This is a genomic window from Pseudomonas sp. BIGb0164, from assembly GCF_024810135.1.
GTDB lineage: Bacteria > Pseudomonadota > Gammaproteobacteria > Pseudomonadales > Pseudomonadaceae > Aquipseudomonas.
Genome location: NZ_JANUEA010000007.1, coordinates 307,030 through 322,269, shown reverse-complemented (window position 1 = coordinate 322,269; position 15,240 = coordinate 307,030). Strand labels below are relative to the sequence as shown.

Here is a 15,240-nt window from a genome sequence, read left to right as displayed (position 1 = left end):
TTGCTCCTTTATAGAAATATGAATTTGGCGATAAAGATCGCGCACAGCACCCACAGGCTCGCGGAGATTTCACGGTACTTGCCGGTGCCGGCCTTGAGCGCCACATAGGTGATGAAACCGAGGGCGATCCCGTCGGCCACCGAGAAGGTCAGCGGCATCATGATCGCGGTGACAATCGCCGGGATGCTGTCGGTGGCTTCATCCCAGTTGATGTGCGCCATGCTTGCCATCATCAGCATTGCCACGTAGATCAGCGCACCTGCCGTGGCGTAGGCCGGGATCATGCCGGCCAGCGGGGCGAAAAACATCGCCGCCACAAACAGCACACCCACGGTTACCGCCGTGAGTCCGGTACGACCACCGGCTGCCACACCGGCAGCACTTTCCACGTAGCTGGTCACGGGCGGCACGCCGACCATGGCACCGAATACGCTGGAGGCGCTGTCGGCCTTCAAGGCGCGGGACAGGTTATCGATGCGCCCATCGGCGTTCACCAGGCCGGCGCGCTGCGCGACGCCCATCAGTGTACCTGCAGTGTCGAACATGTGTACAAAAAGAAAGGCAAATACCACGCTGATCATGCTGATATTGAATACACCTTTCACGTCCATGGCCATCCAGGTCGGTGCCAGGCTCGGTGGGGTGGAGATCATGCCGTTGTAATGCACCAGGCCCAGGCCCCAGCCCGCGAAGGTGACGGCGATGATGCTGATCAGGATCGCGCCGAACACACGGTGATAGCTGAGGATGGCGATCAGCAGGAAGCACACGGCTGCCAGTAACGGTGCGGGCTCATGCAGCGAACCGAGCTTGATCAGGGTGGCGGGGCTGTCGACGATGATGCCGGCGGTCTTCAAGCCGATTACACCGAGGAACAGGCCGACACCGGCGCCCATGGCGTGGCGCAGGCTGACCGGAATGCTGTTGAGCAGCCATTCGCGCACGCGGGACAGGGTGAGGCCCATGAACAGCACGCCGGAGATAAACACCGCACCCAGCGCGGTTTCCCAGTGGTAGCCCATGGTGCCGACCACGGTGTAGGTGAAGAACGCGTTCAGGCCCATGCCGGGCGCCAGGCCCACGGGCCAGTTGGCGTACAGGCCCATCAGCAGGCAGCCCAGCGCGGCGGCGATGCAGGTGGCGACGAACGCGGCGCCGTGATCAATGCCGGCGTCGGCCATGATGTTGGGGTTGACGAAGATGATGTAGGCCATGGTGATGAAGGTGGTGAGGCCGGCGATCAGCTCGGTCTTCACTGTGGTGCCATGCACGCTGAGCTTGAACAGGCGTTCTAGCCAGCTGTTGTTGGGCGGGGCGATGTCCAGCGTCGGGGCTTCGGATTTGCGGCTTTCCACAGCGAGTACTCCTCAAGAGTTTTATTGTTATTTCCAGCGCCGGTCACAAAGGTGGGCAACAGCGCTTTGAGGTGCTGGCAAGTTTGTTGACCAATAGGTCAAGAACTCACTCGATGTGGATTATGCTTTTGTATACAAATAAAGCAAATAATGTTTTCAGTACGGCAGATGAATGGCTCCTGTAGGAGCCGGCTTGCCGGCGAAAAACGCTTGGGCGCCAGGTTTATCAGGCATGCGACCGTTACACATTACGGGTAGCACACAACGCTTGATTGACCGCCAGCCAGCCACTGACCGCCTCTTCCCCCGCGTCGCTGAAGGCCCGCTGCAACAGCTTCACCTGCTCACGCCGCAGCGACTGCTCCAGGCGTACGCCTTCCTCACTCAATTGCAGCAAGCGTTTGCGCTTGTCAGTCTCGGACGCGACGCTGTCCACCAGGTGCATTTCCTGCAATTGGCGCAGCGGGATGTTCAGCGCCTGCTTGCTCACGCCGAGCAGTTCCAGCAACTCCTTCACGCTTAAGGCCGGGTAACGCGCAATAAAAAACACGATGCGCTGGTGCACCCGGCTCAGGCCACGGCGCTCAAGCATTTCATCGGCCTTGGCGGTAAAGGCCTGGTAGCCGAAGAAGAAGGCTTCCATGGCTTCTTGCTGGCTGGCGGGATTTTTAAGGTCAAGCATATTGACGTATCCGTTGAAGTCGTCGTAATTTCGGTCAACCAGTTTGACGTATTTCCCACAGGCTTCGCTAGCGGTGACCTTATGGCCTTCTCAGAACGTGTTACGCGCCTCAAAAGCTCCTTGATCCGTGAAATCCTCGCGGCTGCCCAGCGTCCGGAAGTGATGTCGTTTGCCGGCGGCCTGCCGGCCGAAGCGATGTTGCCGGCATTGAACTGGGACGCCATGCCATTGACCATCGGCCAATACGGCATGAGCGAAGGCGAGCCGCAACTGCGCGAATTGCTCGCCGCCGAGGCCCGCGCCCTGGGCGTGCCGTGCCAGGCCAGCCAGGTGCTGGTGGTCAGTGGCTCCCAGCAAACCCTCGACCTGGCGGCCAAGCTGTACATCGACAAGGGCACGCCGATCCTGCTGGAAGGCCCGACCTACCTGGCCGCGCTGCAAATCTTCCAGCTGTTCGGCGCCGACTGCCTCACCGTGCCGTTGGAAGCCGATGGCCCCGACCTGGCGGCCTTGCGTGCCAGGCTTGAGCGCCACCGCCCGGCGTTCATCTACCTGATCCCGACCTTCCAGAACCCTTCGGCCGTGCGTTACAGCGAGGCCAAGCGCGCGGCGGTCGCAGCCTTGCTCGATGAATTTGGCGTGACGCTGATCGAAGACGAGCCTTACCGCGAGCTGACCTTCGACGGCGGCAGCGCCAAACCCATCGCCGGGCGCCTGAAAAAAGCCAGCTGGATCTACACCGGCACAGTGTCCAAGACCTTGCTGCCGGGCCTGCGTGTCGGCTATTTGATCGCCAGCCCGGACCTGTTTCCGCACCTGCTCAAGCTCAAGCAGTCGGCGGATCTGCACACCAATCGCGTCGGGCAATGGCAGGCAATGCAGTGGATCGGCAGCGAAAAATACCAGCAGCATCGGGTGGAACTGCGCAGCTTTTACCGTGAACGCCGCGATGCATTCCAGGCTGCGCTGGAGCGTCATTTTGCGGACCTGGCCGACTGGCAAGTGCCCCAGGGCGGATTATTCTTCTGGCTGACCTTGAAACAGCCGCTGGATACCCGCACTTTGTTGGCTCCATCGCTCGATCAGGACGTCGCGTTCATGCCCGGTGAACCGTTCTTTTCCGAGCCGGACCAGCACCATGGTTCGCTGCGACTCAATTTCAGTCATATCGACCCGGCCCGTTTGGACGAAGGTCTCAAGCGTTTGGCCGCAGTGGTCCGTCAAGCACAGCACGCGCAAGCGGCATAAGGGGAAGGTCCATGTACAAGGTTTATGGCGATTACAAGTCGGGCAACTGCTACAAGGTCAAATTGATGCTCAACTTGCTGGGCATCCCGTATCAATGGATCGATGTCGATATTCTCAAGGGCGACACCCAGACCCCTGAATTCCTGGCCAAGAACCCCAACGGCAAGATCCCGGTGCTGGAGCTGGAAGACGGCACCTGCCTGTGGGAATCCAACGCGATCCTCAACTTCCTGGCTGATGGCAGCGAGTTCCTGCCCAGCGAGCCACGCCTGCGCACCCAGGTGCTGCAATGGCAGTTCTTCGAGCAGTACAGCCATGAGCCGTATATCGCAGTGGCGCGCTTCATTCAGTTTTACCTGGGACTGCCAGAAGATCGCCTTGAGGAATACAAGAAGCTGCACAAAGGCGGCTACAAGGCGCTGAAAGTCATGGAGCGCCAGCTGCAACTGACGCCGTACCTGGTGGGTGAGCAGTTCTCCATTGCCGACGTGGCCTTGTATGCCTACACCCACGTGGCTCACGAGGGTGGTTTTGACCTGGACGCCTACCCGGGCGTGCAGGCGTGGCTGGCTCGCGTTGCCAACCATCCAAAACACGTCGCGATGCTGGACTGATAATACGGTTCAGATGTGGGAGCTGGCTTGCCTGCGATGCGGGCAACTCGGTCTGTCAGTTGTGCCGAGGTGATGCCATCGCGGGCAAGCCCGGCTCCCACACAAGCCTGCTCTAATTTTAGTTCTGCGGTGTATCAGATAATTGCTCGTTCAGCAGGTCAAAGCACCGCTGCGCCGCCGGGCTCAAGCCCATCCCGCTGCGCGTGATCAAGCCGATTTCCCGGTTCACGCCGGGGTGATCGATGGGGATGCGCTTCAACCCCTCCAGACTGTCCGCCGCCGATTCCGGCAGCACACTGATCCCCAATCCCTGACGCACCAGTGCCAATACTGTCGACATGTAGTTGGCTTCCATGCCCGCGTTCAGCGTCAGTCGCGTCTCATCGAACAACCCATCCACTTGCTCACGCACGCTGCTGTCGCGCCCGGTCAGGATGATCGGCTGGTCTGCCAGTTGCTCAAGGGTCAGTTGGCGGTGACGAGTGAGGGGGTGGCTCACCGGTACAAACGCACACAGGCGATCATTGAGCACCGGCACGAACCCCAGCCCATGGCTGAGCCGCGCCCGCACGCCAATACCAAAATCCACTTCGCCGGAACGTACCTGGGCGTGAATGCGGTGGGCTACCAGGTCATGCAGGCGCACTTCGATCCCGGCAAAACGCTCGCGGAACAGGCGCAGCACGGGCGGCAAGGTGCCGGCGCATACCGAGGGCAGGGCGGCAAGGGTGACCACGCCCCGGCGCAAGGCCGCCAGGTCGCGGGAGCCGGTGACGATGTTGTCCAGGTCCAGCAGCAGTTTTTCCATGGGCCCACGGGCGTCCTGGCCGGCCGCAGTGAGGCTGACATGCCGCGGGCTGCGGTCGAGCAGGGCGACACCGAGCCAGTCTTCCAGCTGTTGCACCTGCACAGTCAATGCCGAAGGTGACAGGTGCAGTTCGTTGGCCGCCTTGGTGAAACTGCCCGTACGGGCCACGGCAAGAAACGCTTGAATGTGTTGGATGCTGTTCTTCATTTTGTTTTTCCGAACACTGACCGGTGAATATTCCAATTTACAAAGACTAACCCGCTTCCAATACTCCAGGGAAAACAATAACCGGCCACCAAGGCCGCTCTGGAGTAACCCATGCTCGCAACCCTGGGTGTCATCACCATCCTGTGCCTGCTCGCTGCCGTCATGAGCAAACGCCTCTCGCCCCTGGTAGCCCTGATCGCCTTGCCGATCATCGCTGCGCTGCTCGGCGGTTTCGGCCTGCAAACCAGCGCCTTTATCATCACCGGCATCAAGAACGTCGCCCCCGTGGTGGGCATGTTTGTGTTTGCCATCCTGTTTTTCGGGATCATGACCGACGCCGGCATGCTTGACCCCATCATTGATCGCATCCTGCGCACGGTAGGGACGCGTCCTACGCGCATTGTTGTAGGCACCGCCACCCTGGCGTTGCTGGTGCACCTGGACGGTTCCGGCGCAGTGACCTTCCTGGTCACGGTGCCGGCGATGTTGCCGCTGTATACGCGGCTGGGCATCGACAAACGCATCCTCGCCTGTGTGTGTGCGATGGCGGCCGGGGTCAACTTCCTGCCATGGACCGGCCCCGTCCTGCGCTCCTCGGCGGCCCTGCATGTGCCGGTGGCTGACCTGTTCCAGCCGTTGATTCCGGTGCAGATCGTCGGTTTGATCTTTGTGTTCGCCTGCGCCTGGTGGCTGGGGCGCCATGAGGAAAAACGCCTGGGCCTGGGCGCCGGTTCCTCGGTGGACGCGGTGCCGCAGCGGGTGCTCAGCGACGATGACATCAAGCTGCGTCGCCCGCGCCTGTTCTGGGTCAACCTGGTACTGACCGTGCTGGTGATGGTGGTGATGATCGCCGGCTGGGTCGATCCGGTGGTGATGTTCATGCTCGGCACCGTGGTCGCGCTGTGCATCAACTACCCGAACGTGGACGCCCAGCGTGCACGCATCGACGCCCATGCGAAAACCGCCCTGACCATGGCCAGCATCCTGCTCGCCGCCGGCGTGTTCACCGGCATCATGCAGGGCACCGGCATGCTCAAGGCGATTGCCGAAGTGGCGGTGGCGCAGATCCCGGCCGGCCATGGCAAGTTGATCCCGGCGGTGGTGGGTTTTATTTCCATGCCGCTGAGCATGCTGTTCGACCCCGATTCCTACTATTTTGGCGTGATGCCGGTGATCGCCGAAGTGGGCAAGGCCCTGGGCGTCGACCCGCTGCAAGTGGCCCAGGCCTCGTTGCTGGGCGTGCACACCACCGGTTTCCCGGTCAGCCCGCTGACCCCCGCAACCTTCCTGTTGGTGGGCCTGTGCAAGATCGAATTGGCCGATCACCAGCGCTTCACCATTCCGTTTCTGTTTGCCGCGTCGGTGTTGATGACCCTGACCGCGTTGCTCCTGGGAGTGATTTGAGATGAAAACCTTGCGCATCGGTTCCGGCGCCGGCTACTCCGGCGACCGTATCGAGCCCGCCGTGGAACTGGCCGAACAAGGCGACCTGGATTACCTGGTGTTCGAGTGCCTGGCTGAACGCACGATCGCGTTGGCGCAACAGGCACGGATCAACGACCCACAGGGCGGCTACGACCCGCTGCTGAGTGAACGCATGCGCCGCGTGCTGCCCTTTGTCGGCACGAAGGCCGGGCGCCGACGCTTGCGAGTGATCACCAATATGGGCGCGGCCAACCCGGTGGCGGCGGCTGATGAAGTGCGACGGATTGCGGCTGAGCTGGGCCGGGTTCTCAAGGTGGTTGCCGTGGTCGGCGATGACGTATTGCAGGCCTTGCAACCCGAGTTTGTGCTGGATAATGGCCAGACCGTTGGCTCCTTGGGCGAGCGGCTGCTTTCGGCGAACGCCTACCTGGGCGTCGACGGCATTCTGCAGGCGTTGCACGCGGATGCGGACGTGGTGATCACCGGGCGCGTGGCTGACCCTTCGCTGTTCCTGGCGCCGCAGATGTTTGAATTCGGCTGGGCGCAGGACGATTGGCAGCGCCTGGGGCGCGGCACGCTGGTGGGGCATTTGCTTGAGTGTGCCGGGCAGGTCAGCGGTGGTTACTTCGCTGACCCCGGGTTCAAGGATGTGGATGACCTGGCGCGCCTGGGTTTTCCGTTGGCCGAGATCGATGCCGAGGGTGAAGCGCTGATCACCAAGGTCAACGGTTCAGGTGGTCGCGTCAGCCGCGCGACGTGTACCGAGCAATTGATCTATGAGGTGCATGACCCGTCGGCGTACCTGACGCCGGATGTGACGGCCGATTTTTCCAAGGTCGGGTTTGTTGAAGAAAGCGTTGATCGGGTGCGTGCCCAGGGCGCGGGAGGGCGTTCGCGGCCCGAACAGTTGAAAGTCAGTGTCGGTTATCTGGACGGTTGGATTGGCGAGGGGCAGATGTCCTACGGCGGGCCTGGCGCTGTCGCACGGGCCCAACTGGCGCGGGATGTGGTGCTCAAGCGCCTGGAATTGATGGGCGTGAAGATGCAGGACGTACGCGCCGAATTGATCGGCATGGACTCGCTGCACGGCCCGCGCAGCGGCGTTGAACCCTGGGAAGTGCGCCTGCGCGTAGCGGCCCGTTGTGAAGCGCGCAGCGAAGCGGTGCGCGTGGGCAATGAGGTGGAAACCCTCTACACCAACGGCCCGTCGGGCGGCGGTGGGGCGAGTAAAAGCGTGCGGCAGGTGGTGGCGGTGGCGTCGTTATTACTGCCACGCGATAAGGTCAATCCGAGGATTCAAGCATGAAGCTGCACACGCTGGGCCATTCCCGTACCGGGGACAAGGGCGACACGTCGAACATCTCGATCATTGCGTACCGGGCCGAAGATTATCCATTGCTGTGTGAGCACCTGACGGCTGAGCGTGTGGCCGAGTACTTCGCGGGCTTGCGCGAGCCAGGGGCGGCGCCAGTGCGACGGTATGAATTGCCCAATGTGCAGGCGCTGAACTTCGTGCTGCCGGGGATTTTGCGTGGCGGGGTGACGCGTTCGCTGGCGCTGGATGCCCATGGCAAGTGCCTGGGGTCGGCGCTGCTGGAACTGGATTTGATAACACCGAACTAAATGTGGGAGCTGGCTTGCCTGCGATAGCGGCGGGTCAGCTTGCACTTTTGCTACTGATACACCGCTATCGCAGGCAAGCCAGCTCCCACAAGGGTTAACTCGCGTGTATCAGACCGCGGCGAAGCGCTTGTCCAGGTAGTCGATGATCACCTTGGAGTCGTACATCCAGGTGGTCTGGCCGTTCTCTTCGATGCGCAGGCACGGCACTTTGATCTTGCCGCCTTGCTCCAGCAGGGTCTGGCGGTCCTGCTCGTTGTTCTTGGCGTCCTTCAACGCCACCGGCACATTCAGGCGGTGCAGGGTGCGGCGGGTCTTCACGCAAAACGGGCAAGCGTGGAACTGGTACAGGGTCAGGTCCTTGGCGGCCTCGTTCACCTGTGCCTGCTGTTCGGCAGGGCGCTGCTTTTTGCGTGGTCGGGTCAGGAAGTCGCCCGCGATGATGACGTGGCCGAGGCCCACTCGAAGTGCTTTGACGAACATGGCTTGAACCTCTTGCCCAGGACAGAAGGGGTCGCAGCTTACAGCAATTCTGCGGGCGAAAAAAAACCGGCGATGAACGCCGGTCTTTTCCTGCCCAGCCGATTACTTGATCAGGCTGAGGAATTCGCTGCGGGTGGCCGCGTTTTCGCGGAACTCACCGAGCATCACCGAGGTGATCATCGACGAATTCTGTTTTTCGACGCCACGCATCATCATGCACATGTGCTTGGCTTCGATCACCACGGCAACGCCCAGGGCACCGGTCACCTGCTGGACCGCATCGGCGATCTGGCGGCTGAGGTTTTCCTGGATCTGCAGGCGGCGGGCGTACATGTCGACAATCCGCGCGACCTTCGACAGGCCCAGCACTTTGCCGCTCGGGATATACGCCACGTGGGCCTTGCCGATGAACGGCAGCAGGTGGTGTTCGCACAGCGAGTACAACTCGATGTCCTTGACCAGCACCATTTCGCTGTTGTCGGAGCTGAACAAGGCACCGTTGGTGACTTCTTCCAGCGTCTGTTCATAACCGCGGCAGAGGTACTGCATCGCCTTGGCGGCACGCTTTGGCGTGTCGAGCAGGCCCTCGCGGGAAACGTCCTCGCCGAGCTGGCCGAGGATCGCGGTGTAATTCTGTTCCAGGGACATGAAACTACCTGTGGGATTTTCGCAAAGCGCAAGGTTACGGTGGCGGACACATCGCTGCAAGCCTGACGATGGCAGTTGTTACTCGTCGCGGCCTTCCATCATGGTGCGCTTGAGCATCACATACACGGCACCCGCGCCGCCGTGGCGGGCCTGGCACGAGGTAAAGCCGAGCACCTGGGCGTGTTGGCGCAACCAGGTATTGACGTGACTCTTGATCATTGGCCGCTTGCCATCGAGCCGCACGGCCTTGCCGTGGGTGACGCGCACGCAGCGGATTTCGAACCGGGTGGCTTCGGCCAGGAAGGCCCAGAGGGTCTCCCGGGCTTTTTCCACGGTCATGCCGTGCAGGTCCAGGCTGCCCTCGAAGGGGATCTGGCCGACCTTGAGCTTGCGCATCTGGCTTTCCTGCACGCCATCGCGGGCCCACATCAGCTCGTCTTCGGGGCCGACGTCGATCACGAACTGGTCCGACAGGCCGTCCACGGTGGTGGCATCGGTGCGCACGGTCGCGGCCTGGCGCAGCTTGGCGATCTGCGCGCGGTCAGCCTTGGGTTTACCGGTGTCGGCACGGTCGTGCTTGATCGGCTTGACGCCGCGCAGCTCGTTTTTGAACAGGGAAAAATCGTCGTCTTGCATGTCAGCCTCCGCGAAGGGCGGGCAGTTTACCTAAATCGCGGCGGCCGGGGCGCAGGAAACGCTATCCAAGCGCCATCAGTCGTGCTTTTTCATCAGGTGCGAAGCGATATTGAGCGACAACGGCTGGCGCATTTTTCGACGACTACGGCGCCACAACCAAATGCCCAACCACAGCACCAGCAGCCCGATCGCCAACAGGATAGCCGAACCGCCAGGGCTGGCGTTCAATTCGCCCAGGGCGGGCGAGTGACCTAACAACCCGGCGCCACCCGCGCCAGCCATCAACAAACCTACAATCGCCAGCAGCGCGGCAAAGCCAGCCACCAGGCGCAGACGCCAGTTGCTCGGGCCCTTGGGGCGCAAGCGACGAGCATCAAAACCATCGGATATCTTCATTCCGACCTTTCCTCCAGGGTATCGGCCCTTCGACCGGACAATACACAGGTTGTTCCGGGGGGAGGGGTAAATGCGCCAAATGAGAGGGCTTTGCGGATGAGCGGGGCCGTAGACAGGCCGCGCCGCTCACCGGAAGGTCGATCAGATCAGATCTTTGGTCAACGCCAGGGTGGCGAAGTTGTCGGCCATGATGGCCATTTCGGTCTGTTGCACGTGCTCGGCGCTCAGGATGCCGCCTTTGTAAGGCAGGTCGCGGGTGGCGCAGGCGTCTTCCACCAGGGTGCAGCGAAAGCCCAGGTTCTTGGCGGCACGCACGGTGGTGCTGACACTGGAGTGGCTCATGAAACCGCACACGATCAGGTCCAGGGAGCCAAGGTCTTGCAGGTGTTTTTCCAGGCCGGTGCCGTGGAATGCGCTGGGCAGCAGCTTGCCGATGATGGTTTCGTCACCTTCGGGTTCCAGGCCGGGAATGAACTGGCCGCGCTCGCCCTGGGGGTCGAACAGGCCGCCCACGGTACCGAGGTGGCGCACATGCACGATGGGACGTCCGGCGTTACGTGCTGCAGCGACCAGCTGCTTGATGTTGCCAACCGCCGCATCCATGCCCGAGAGGGCGAGTGGGCCGCTGAGGTATTCCTTCTGGGCGTCGATGATCACGAGGGTCGCATGGTTCAGGTTGGCTGCTGCGTAACCGCGACCGCTGAGTTGAAACATCGTCTTTGGAACGGACATTCTGGGGCTCCTGTGAGGGGGGCTTTTGCGACATTGTCCACTGGCTGAGCGGTTCTGTGAACCGCTACCATCGTAAGGTACGCCGTTGTTGGCGTGCAGCCATGTCAAGTGGGCGGGTTGTTTAGCGCAATGATGGCAAAATGGATGAAATCCGACGGATGGCGAAGGATTTTCGTACATCGAAGGGACAGGCGAAGGCTGTTAGAATCGCCCGTCGTTTTTTCCAGGAGTTCTCCCCCGTGATCACATCCCGCCTGCGCACCTTGCGCGACCACATCCGTTGGGCTGTCAGCCGTTTCCATGGGGAAGACCTGTTTTTCGGCCATGGCAGCGATAATGCCTGGGACGAAGCCCGGCAATTGGTGCTCGGTGCCTTGCACCTGCCATGGGAAATTGCTGACAGCTACTTGGATTGCAATCTCGAAGAAGAGGAAATCTCCCATGTGCAGCGTCTGCTGCATCGTCGTATCCATGAGCGCGTGCCCACCGCCTACCTGCTGAAAGAGGCGTGGTTCTGCGGGCTGTCGTTTATTGTCGATGAACGCGTGTTGATCCCGCGTTCCCCGATTGGCGAACTGATCGAAAACCGCTTCGAGCCTTGGCTGGGGCAGCCACCCGCGCGCATCCTCGACCTGTGCACCGGTTCCGGTTGCATCGGCATTGCCTGCGCCTATGAGTTCCAGGACGCCGAAGTGGTATTGGGGGACTTGTCCTTCGAAGCGCTGGAAGTGGCCAACCAGAACATCGAACGTCATGGTGTCGATGAGCGCGTGTACACCGTACAGGGCGATGGCTTCGACGGCCTGCCGGGCCAGCGTTTTGACCTGATCGTGTCCAACCCGCCGTATGTCGATGCCGAAGATTTCGCCGATATGCCCGACGAATACCAGCACGAACCGGAACTGGGCCTGGCCTGCGGTGATGATGGCTTGAACCTGGTGCGGCGCATGTTGGCCGAAGCGGCAGACCACCTGACCGAGAAGGGGTTGCTGATCGTTGAGGTGGGCAACAGCCAGGTGCACGTCGAGGCGTTGTACCCGGAAGTGGACTTTGCCTGGCTGGACTTCCAGCGCGGCGGTCACGGCGTATTCATGTTGACGGCCGAGCAGTGCCGCCAGCATCAGGCCGTCTTCGCCGCTCGCATTTAACCCAATCGCAAGATAGAACGCGGTCAATGTGGGAGCTGGCTTGCCTGCGATAGCGATGGTGAATTCACTGCCGCTATCGCAGGCAAGCCAGCTCCCATCTGTTTGACCGCATTTCAGCCGCTGTCAGCGGTGCGTGGCAATCCAGATCAACAGCCCCGCCTGAAACACGGTAAACGCCACCAGGCAGGTGATGGTAAAGCGCAAGCCGCTGTCTTCACGCTTGAACTTGGTGACCTTTTCCTCTTCCTTGCGCAGCTTCACTTCCTGCTCTGCCAGGTTCTGTTCGGCCTGCTGCAGCATCTGCGCGGCTTCGAGGATCTCCACGAACTGCAGCTTCTCAGTGTTCCAGCTGTCCAGTACGTCGCTGACCTTGCCCGGTTGCACGTTGCCCTTTAGGTGCTGCACATCGGCGTAAGCCACATCAAACCCCTGGATACGCAGGAAGTGGTCGCGGCGCAGGCGCGTGGCTTCGTTCAGTGCATCCTTGTTGGCCAGGTCCACACCGTCGACGCGGTAGTGGGACCACTTCTTCTTCGCCCACGCCGCCCCTTGTGCCACCAGGAAACGGCCGATGCCACGGTTGGCGGGTTCGATTTCCAGGCTGTTGCCCGGGCCGAAATGCACACGATGGGTGTCGTGGTCGACCCAGATGTCCAAATGGTTCTGCTCGCGGCGCACCCGTTGCCCCGGCAATTGAATCACCATGCGCAACAGGCTGTGGCGTTTATCGTGGCGCTCGGCGTAGCCGAACTGCACGAAGCGCAGTGGCCGCACGCCGGTGGCGCGATCCGTGGCCAGGGGCGCCAGGCGCAGCATCTTGAAATGTTCGGCCTGCACGTCCGCCCACGGCAAGGCGGCCGCGTCGTTGGCCTCGGTTTTTTCAGCCGGGGTTTCGGCGGTCGGTTCCGGTGTTGCTTCAGTGGTTGTCATGCGGCGCGATCCTGTCCAAGCCCAGCGAGTCGGCAGTCTTTTTACTGTCGACACTGGGCTTATCGGCCGCTTTCTCCAGGACTGGAGGCAAATAGTCGCTTAACGGGGCCCAAGTCCGCCGATAAAGCGCACCACACGCTCACCCAGCTCGGCGGCCAGGGGTAATTGCGGGTCGTTGTAGGAGGCCAATTGTTCCTTCACGTTGTTGGGCACGATGCGCATCACGTGGTTCATGCCTTCGATCACCGCCAACTGCGCATCGGGCTTGGCCTTTTTCAGTTGCCGGGCATCGCCCACGCCCACCTGGATATCGTTGGTGCCCTGGAGGATCAGGGCCGGCATCTTCAACTTCGCAAAGGCGGCAGAGGGATCGGCGCGGAACAGGCTGATCAGGTAAGGCTGTACGCTCGGCCGGAAAATCCCCTCCAACGGGCCCGGCACATCGGCATCCACCTGGCCAGCCTTGAGGTGGTCGAGGATTTCATTGCTGCGCAGTAGCAGGGCAGGGGGCAGATGGTCGGCCAGTTGCTGGCGGATCACCTGGTCGACCGGGCGGGCGCTGCCGGACAGGGAAATGACCCCGGCCGGGTCGAGTTGCGGTGCGGCAAGGGCCGCCACCAACGCGCCTTCACTGTGGCCCAGCACGATCAGCGGGCCCATGCGTTTGTCGGCCTTGAGCAGCTTGCCCCAGGCCACGGCGTCAGCCACATAGGCGTCGAGGGTCAGGTTGCGTTCGTCCGGGGTGGCGGCCAGGCTGGCGGCCACGCCGCGCTTGTCGTAGCGCACGCTGGCGATGTTATGCCGGGCCAGCACCCAGGCCAGGCGCTTGAGGCTGTCATTGCGTGCGCCGTCGGCGCTGTTGCCATTGCGGTCCGTGGGGCCGGAGCCGGCGATGATCAGCACCACCGGCACCGGGGTGTCGGACTGGGGCAGCAGCAACGAGCCAAACAGCTCGCCGCTGCCGGTGTCCAGGCTGATGGGACGTTGCAGCACGACGGGGGAGGCGGCCTGGGCCACGGCGGTAAACAGGGTGAGGGTAAACAGCAGAACTCGCAGCATCATCGCGCCATTATGAGAGAGGTGCCGGTTGGACAGAGGTCTACCGGTAAGGTTTCGAGGATGAACTAGTCGATTAGCCTGCGTATACTGGCGCCCTTAAGTTATTACGGTTGACTTGATTCAACTGATTTCACGGAGCGCCCTGCATGTCCGGCAATACCTTCGGCAAACTGTTCACTGTCACCACCGCGGGCGAAAGCCATGGCCCGGCGTTGGTCGCCATTGTCGACGGCTGCCCGCCGGGTCTGGAGCTGTCTCTGGAAGACCTGCAGCGTGACCTCGACCGCCGCAAGCCCGGCACCAGCCGCCACACCACCCAGCGCCAGGAGCCCGACGAAGTCGAGATCCTCTCCGGCGTGTTCGAAGGCCGCACCACCGGTTGCGCCATCGGCCTGCTGATCCGCAACACCGACCAGAAGTCCAAGGACTACTCGGCCATCAAGGACCTGTTCCGCCCGGCCCACGCCGACTACACCTACCACCACAAATACGGCGAGCGTGATTACCGTGGCGGTGGCCGCAGTTCCGCGCGCGAAACCGCGATGCGCGTAGCAGCCGGTGCGATTGCCAAGAAGTACCTGGCCACCCAGGGCATTGTGATCCGTGGCTACATGAGCCAGCTGGGCCCGATCGAAATCCCGTTCAAGACCTGGGACAGCGTCGAAGACAACGCCTTCTTCAGCCCCGATCCGGACAAGGTGCCAGAGCTGGAGGCCTACATGGACCAGCTGCGCCGCGACCAGGACTCGGTCGGTGCCAAGATCACCGTGGTGGCCGAAGGCGTCAAGCCTGGCCTGGGCGAGCCGATCTTCGACCGCCTGGACGCCGAACTGGCCCACGCGCTGATGAGCATCAATGCCGTGAAAGGTGTGGAAATCGGCGCCGGTTTCGCCTGTGTGTCCCAACGTGGCACCGAGCACCGCGACGAGCTGACCCCGGAAGGTTTCCTCAGCAACAACGCGGGCGGCATCCTCGGTGGCATTTCTTCCGGCCAGCCGATCGTGGCGCACCTGGCACTCAAGGCCACGTCGAGCATCACCACGCCGGGCCGTTCGATCGATGTGCACGGCAACCCGGTGGACGTGATCACCAAGGGCCGTCACGACCCCTGCGTGGGCATCCGTGCCACGCCGATTGCCGAGGCGATGATGGCCATCGTGCTGATGGACCACCTGCTGCGCAATCGCGGACAAAACGCCGACGTGCGCGTGAGTACCCCGGTGCTGGGCCAATTGTGACAGCCCTGTGT

At 61.9% G+C, this 15,240-nt stretch carries 17 protein-coding genes; 7 read left to right on the top strand and 10 right to left on the bottom strand.

Annotated features, from left to right (window positions below; translation table 11 throughout):
* Nucleotides 1-8: 8 nt before the first annotated feature.
* Both M2394_RS20240 and M2394_RS20235 read right to left on the bottom strand, forming a co-directional pair.
* Entirely contained in the window at nucleotides 9-1,355 is a 1,347-nt protein-coding gene (locus tag M2394_RS20240; RefSeq protein ID WP_178921341.1) for an NCS2 family permease, read from the bottom strand.
* A 241-nt stretch (nucleotides 1,356-1,596) separates the two neighbouring features.
* The gene (locus M2394_RS20235) at nucleotides 1,597-2,037 is read right to left on the bottom strand and encodes a MarR family winged helix-turn-helix transcriptional regulator (protein WP_259174096.1); all 441 of its coding nucleotides are present in this window, start codon (nucleotides 2,035-2,037) and stop codon (nucleotides 1,597-1,599) included.
* 81 nt (nucleotides 2,038-2,118) lie between these two features.
* Here M2394_RS20235 and M2394_RS20230 point away from each other — a divergent pair, with 81 nt between their 5' ends.
* Together M2394_RS20230 and M2394_RS20225 are read left to right on the top strand one after the other, a co-directional pair.
* A complete protein-coding gene (locus M2394_RS20230; RefSeq protein ID WP_178921345.1) occupies nucleotides 2,119-3,285 on the top strand; it encodes a PLP-dependent aminotransferase family protein in 1,167 nt (388 codons plus the stop codon).
* A gap of 11 nt (nucleotides 3,286-3,296) precedes the next feature.
* A complete protein-coding gene (locus M2394_RS20225; RefSeq protein ID WP_178921346.1) occupies nucleotides 3,297-3,899 on the top strand; it encodes a glutathione S-transferase family protein in 603 nt (200 codons plus the stop codon).
* Nucleotides 3,900-4,017: 118 nt separating this feature from the next.
* Here the strand turns inward: M2394_RS20225 and M2394_RS20220 are convergent, their stop codons facing one another.
* Nucleotides 4,018-4,914, bottom strand: a complete 897-nt coding sequence (locus M2394_RS20220; RefSeq protein WP_259174095.1) for a LysR family transcriptional regulator — start codon at nucleotides 4,912-4,914, stop codon at nucleotides 4,018-4,020.
* Between the two features lie 111 nt (nucleotides 4,915-5,025).
* Here M2394_RS20220 and M2394_RS20215 point away from each other — a divergent pair, with 111 nt between their 5' ends.
* The 3 genes from M2394_RS20215 to M2394_RS20205 are packed head-to-tail and all read left to right on the top strand — an operon-like array spanning nucleotide 5,026 to nucleotide 7,962.
* The gene (locus tag M2394_RS20215; RefSeq protein ID WP_259174094.1) at nucleotides 5,026-6,318 is read left to right on the top strand and encodes a CitMHS family transporter; all 1,293 of its coding nucleotides are present in this window, start codon (nucleotides 5,026-5,028) and stop codon (nucleotides 6,316-6,318) included.
* A gap of 1 nt (nucleotide 6,319) precedes the next feature.
* Nucleotides 6,320-7,645, top strand: coding sequence for an acyclic terpene utilization AtuA family protein (locus tag M2394_RS20210; protein ID WP_259174091.1), 1,326 nt, complete (start codon nucleotides 6,320-6,322; stop codon nucleotides 7,643-7,645).
* Entirely contained in the window at nucleotides 7,642-7,962 is a 321-nt protein-coding gene (locus tag M2394_RS20205; RefSeq protein WP_259174090.1) for a hypothetical protein, read from the top strand. Before M2394_RS20210 ends, M2394_RS20205 begins: the two co-directional genes overlap by 4 nt.
* A 108-nt stretch (nucleotides 7,963-8,070) precedes the next feature.
* Here M2394_RS20205 and M2394_RS20200 read toward each other — a convergent pair whose 3' ends face one another.
* The 5 genes from M2394_RS20200 to M2394_RS20180 all read right to left on the bottom strand — a co-directional run bounded on the left by M2394_RS20200 (nucleotide 8,071) and on the right by M2394_RS20180 (nucleotide 10,854).
* On the bottom strand, nucleotides 8,071-8,442 hold the full coding sequence (locus tag M2394_RS20200; RefSeq protein WP_259174089.1) for a glutathione S-transferase N-terminal domain-containing protein: 372 nt from the start codon (nucleotides 8,440-8,442) through the stop codon (nucleotides 8,071-8,073).
* 102 nt (nucleotides 8,443-8,544) lie between these two features.
* Nucleotides 8,545-9,090, bottom strand: a complete 546-nt coding sequence (gene folE / locus M2394_RS20195) for a GTP cyclohydrolase I FolE (protein WP_003204506.1) — start codon at nucleotides 9,088-9,090, stop codon at nucleotides 8,545-8,547.
* Between the two features lie 78 nt (nucleotides 9,091-9,168).
* Nucleotides 9,169-9,726, bottom strand: a complete 558-nt coding sequence (locus M2394_RS20190; protein WP_259174068.1) for a Smr/MutS family protein — start codon at nucleotides 9,724-9,726, stop codon at nucleotides 9,169-9,171.
* 75 nt (nucleotides 9,727-9,801) lie between these two features.
* Complete coding sequence (locus tag M2394_RS20185) at nucleotides 9,802-10,122, bottom strand: hypothetical protein (RefSeq protein ID WP_178921360.1); 321 nt, start codon at nucleotides 10,120-10,122, stop codon at nucleotides 9,802-9,804.
* Nucleotides 10,123-10,263: 141 nt separating this feature from the next.
* A complete protein-coding gene (locus tag M2394_RS20180) occupies nucleotides 10,264-10,854 on the bottom strand; it encodes a cysteine hydrolase family protein (protein WP_259174067.1) in 591 nt (196 codons plus the stop codon).
* Nucleotides 10,855-11,093: 239 nt separating this feature from the next.
* Here M2394_RS20180 and prmB point away from each other — a divergent pair, with 239 nt between their 5' ends.
* The gene (gene prmB, locus M2394_RS20175; protein WP_259174066.1) at nucleotides 11,094-12,002 is read left to right on the top strand and encodes a 50S ribosomal protein L3 N(5)-glutamine methyltransferase; all 909 of its coding nucleotides are present in this window, start codon (nucleotides 11,094-11,096) and stop codon (nucleotides 12,000-12,002) included.
* A 123-nt stretch (nucleotides 12,003-12,125) separates the two neighbouring features.
* Here the strand turns inward: prmB and M2394_RS20170 are convergent, their stop codons facing one another.
* Nucleotides 12,126-12,932 carry a hypothetical protein gene (locus tag M2394_RS20170; RefSeq protein WP_176998079.1) on the bottom strand — a complete coding sequence of 269 codons (807 nt, stop codon included), beginning with the start codon at nucleotides 12,930-12,932 and terminating at the stop codon, nucleotides 12,126-12,128.
* Between the two features lie 99 nt (nucleotides 12,933-13,031).
* A complete protein-coding gene (locus tag M2394_RS20165; protein ID WP_178921366.1) occupies nucleotides 13,032-13,994 on the bottom strand; it encodes an alpha/beta hydrolase in 963 nt (320 codons plus the stop codon).
* Nucleotides 13,995-14,137: 143 nt separating this feature from the next.
* Here M2394_RS20165 and aroC point away from each other — a divergent pair, with 143 nt between their 5' ends.
* Complete coding sequence (gene aroC, locus M2394_RS20160; protein ID WP_016976377.1) at nucleotides 14,138-15,229, top strand: chorismate synthase; 1,092 nt, start codon at nucleotides 14,138-14,140, stop codon at nucleotides 15,227-15,229.
* The last annotated feature ends 11 nt before the right edge of the window (nucleotides 15,230-15,240 follow it).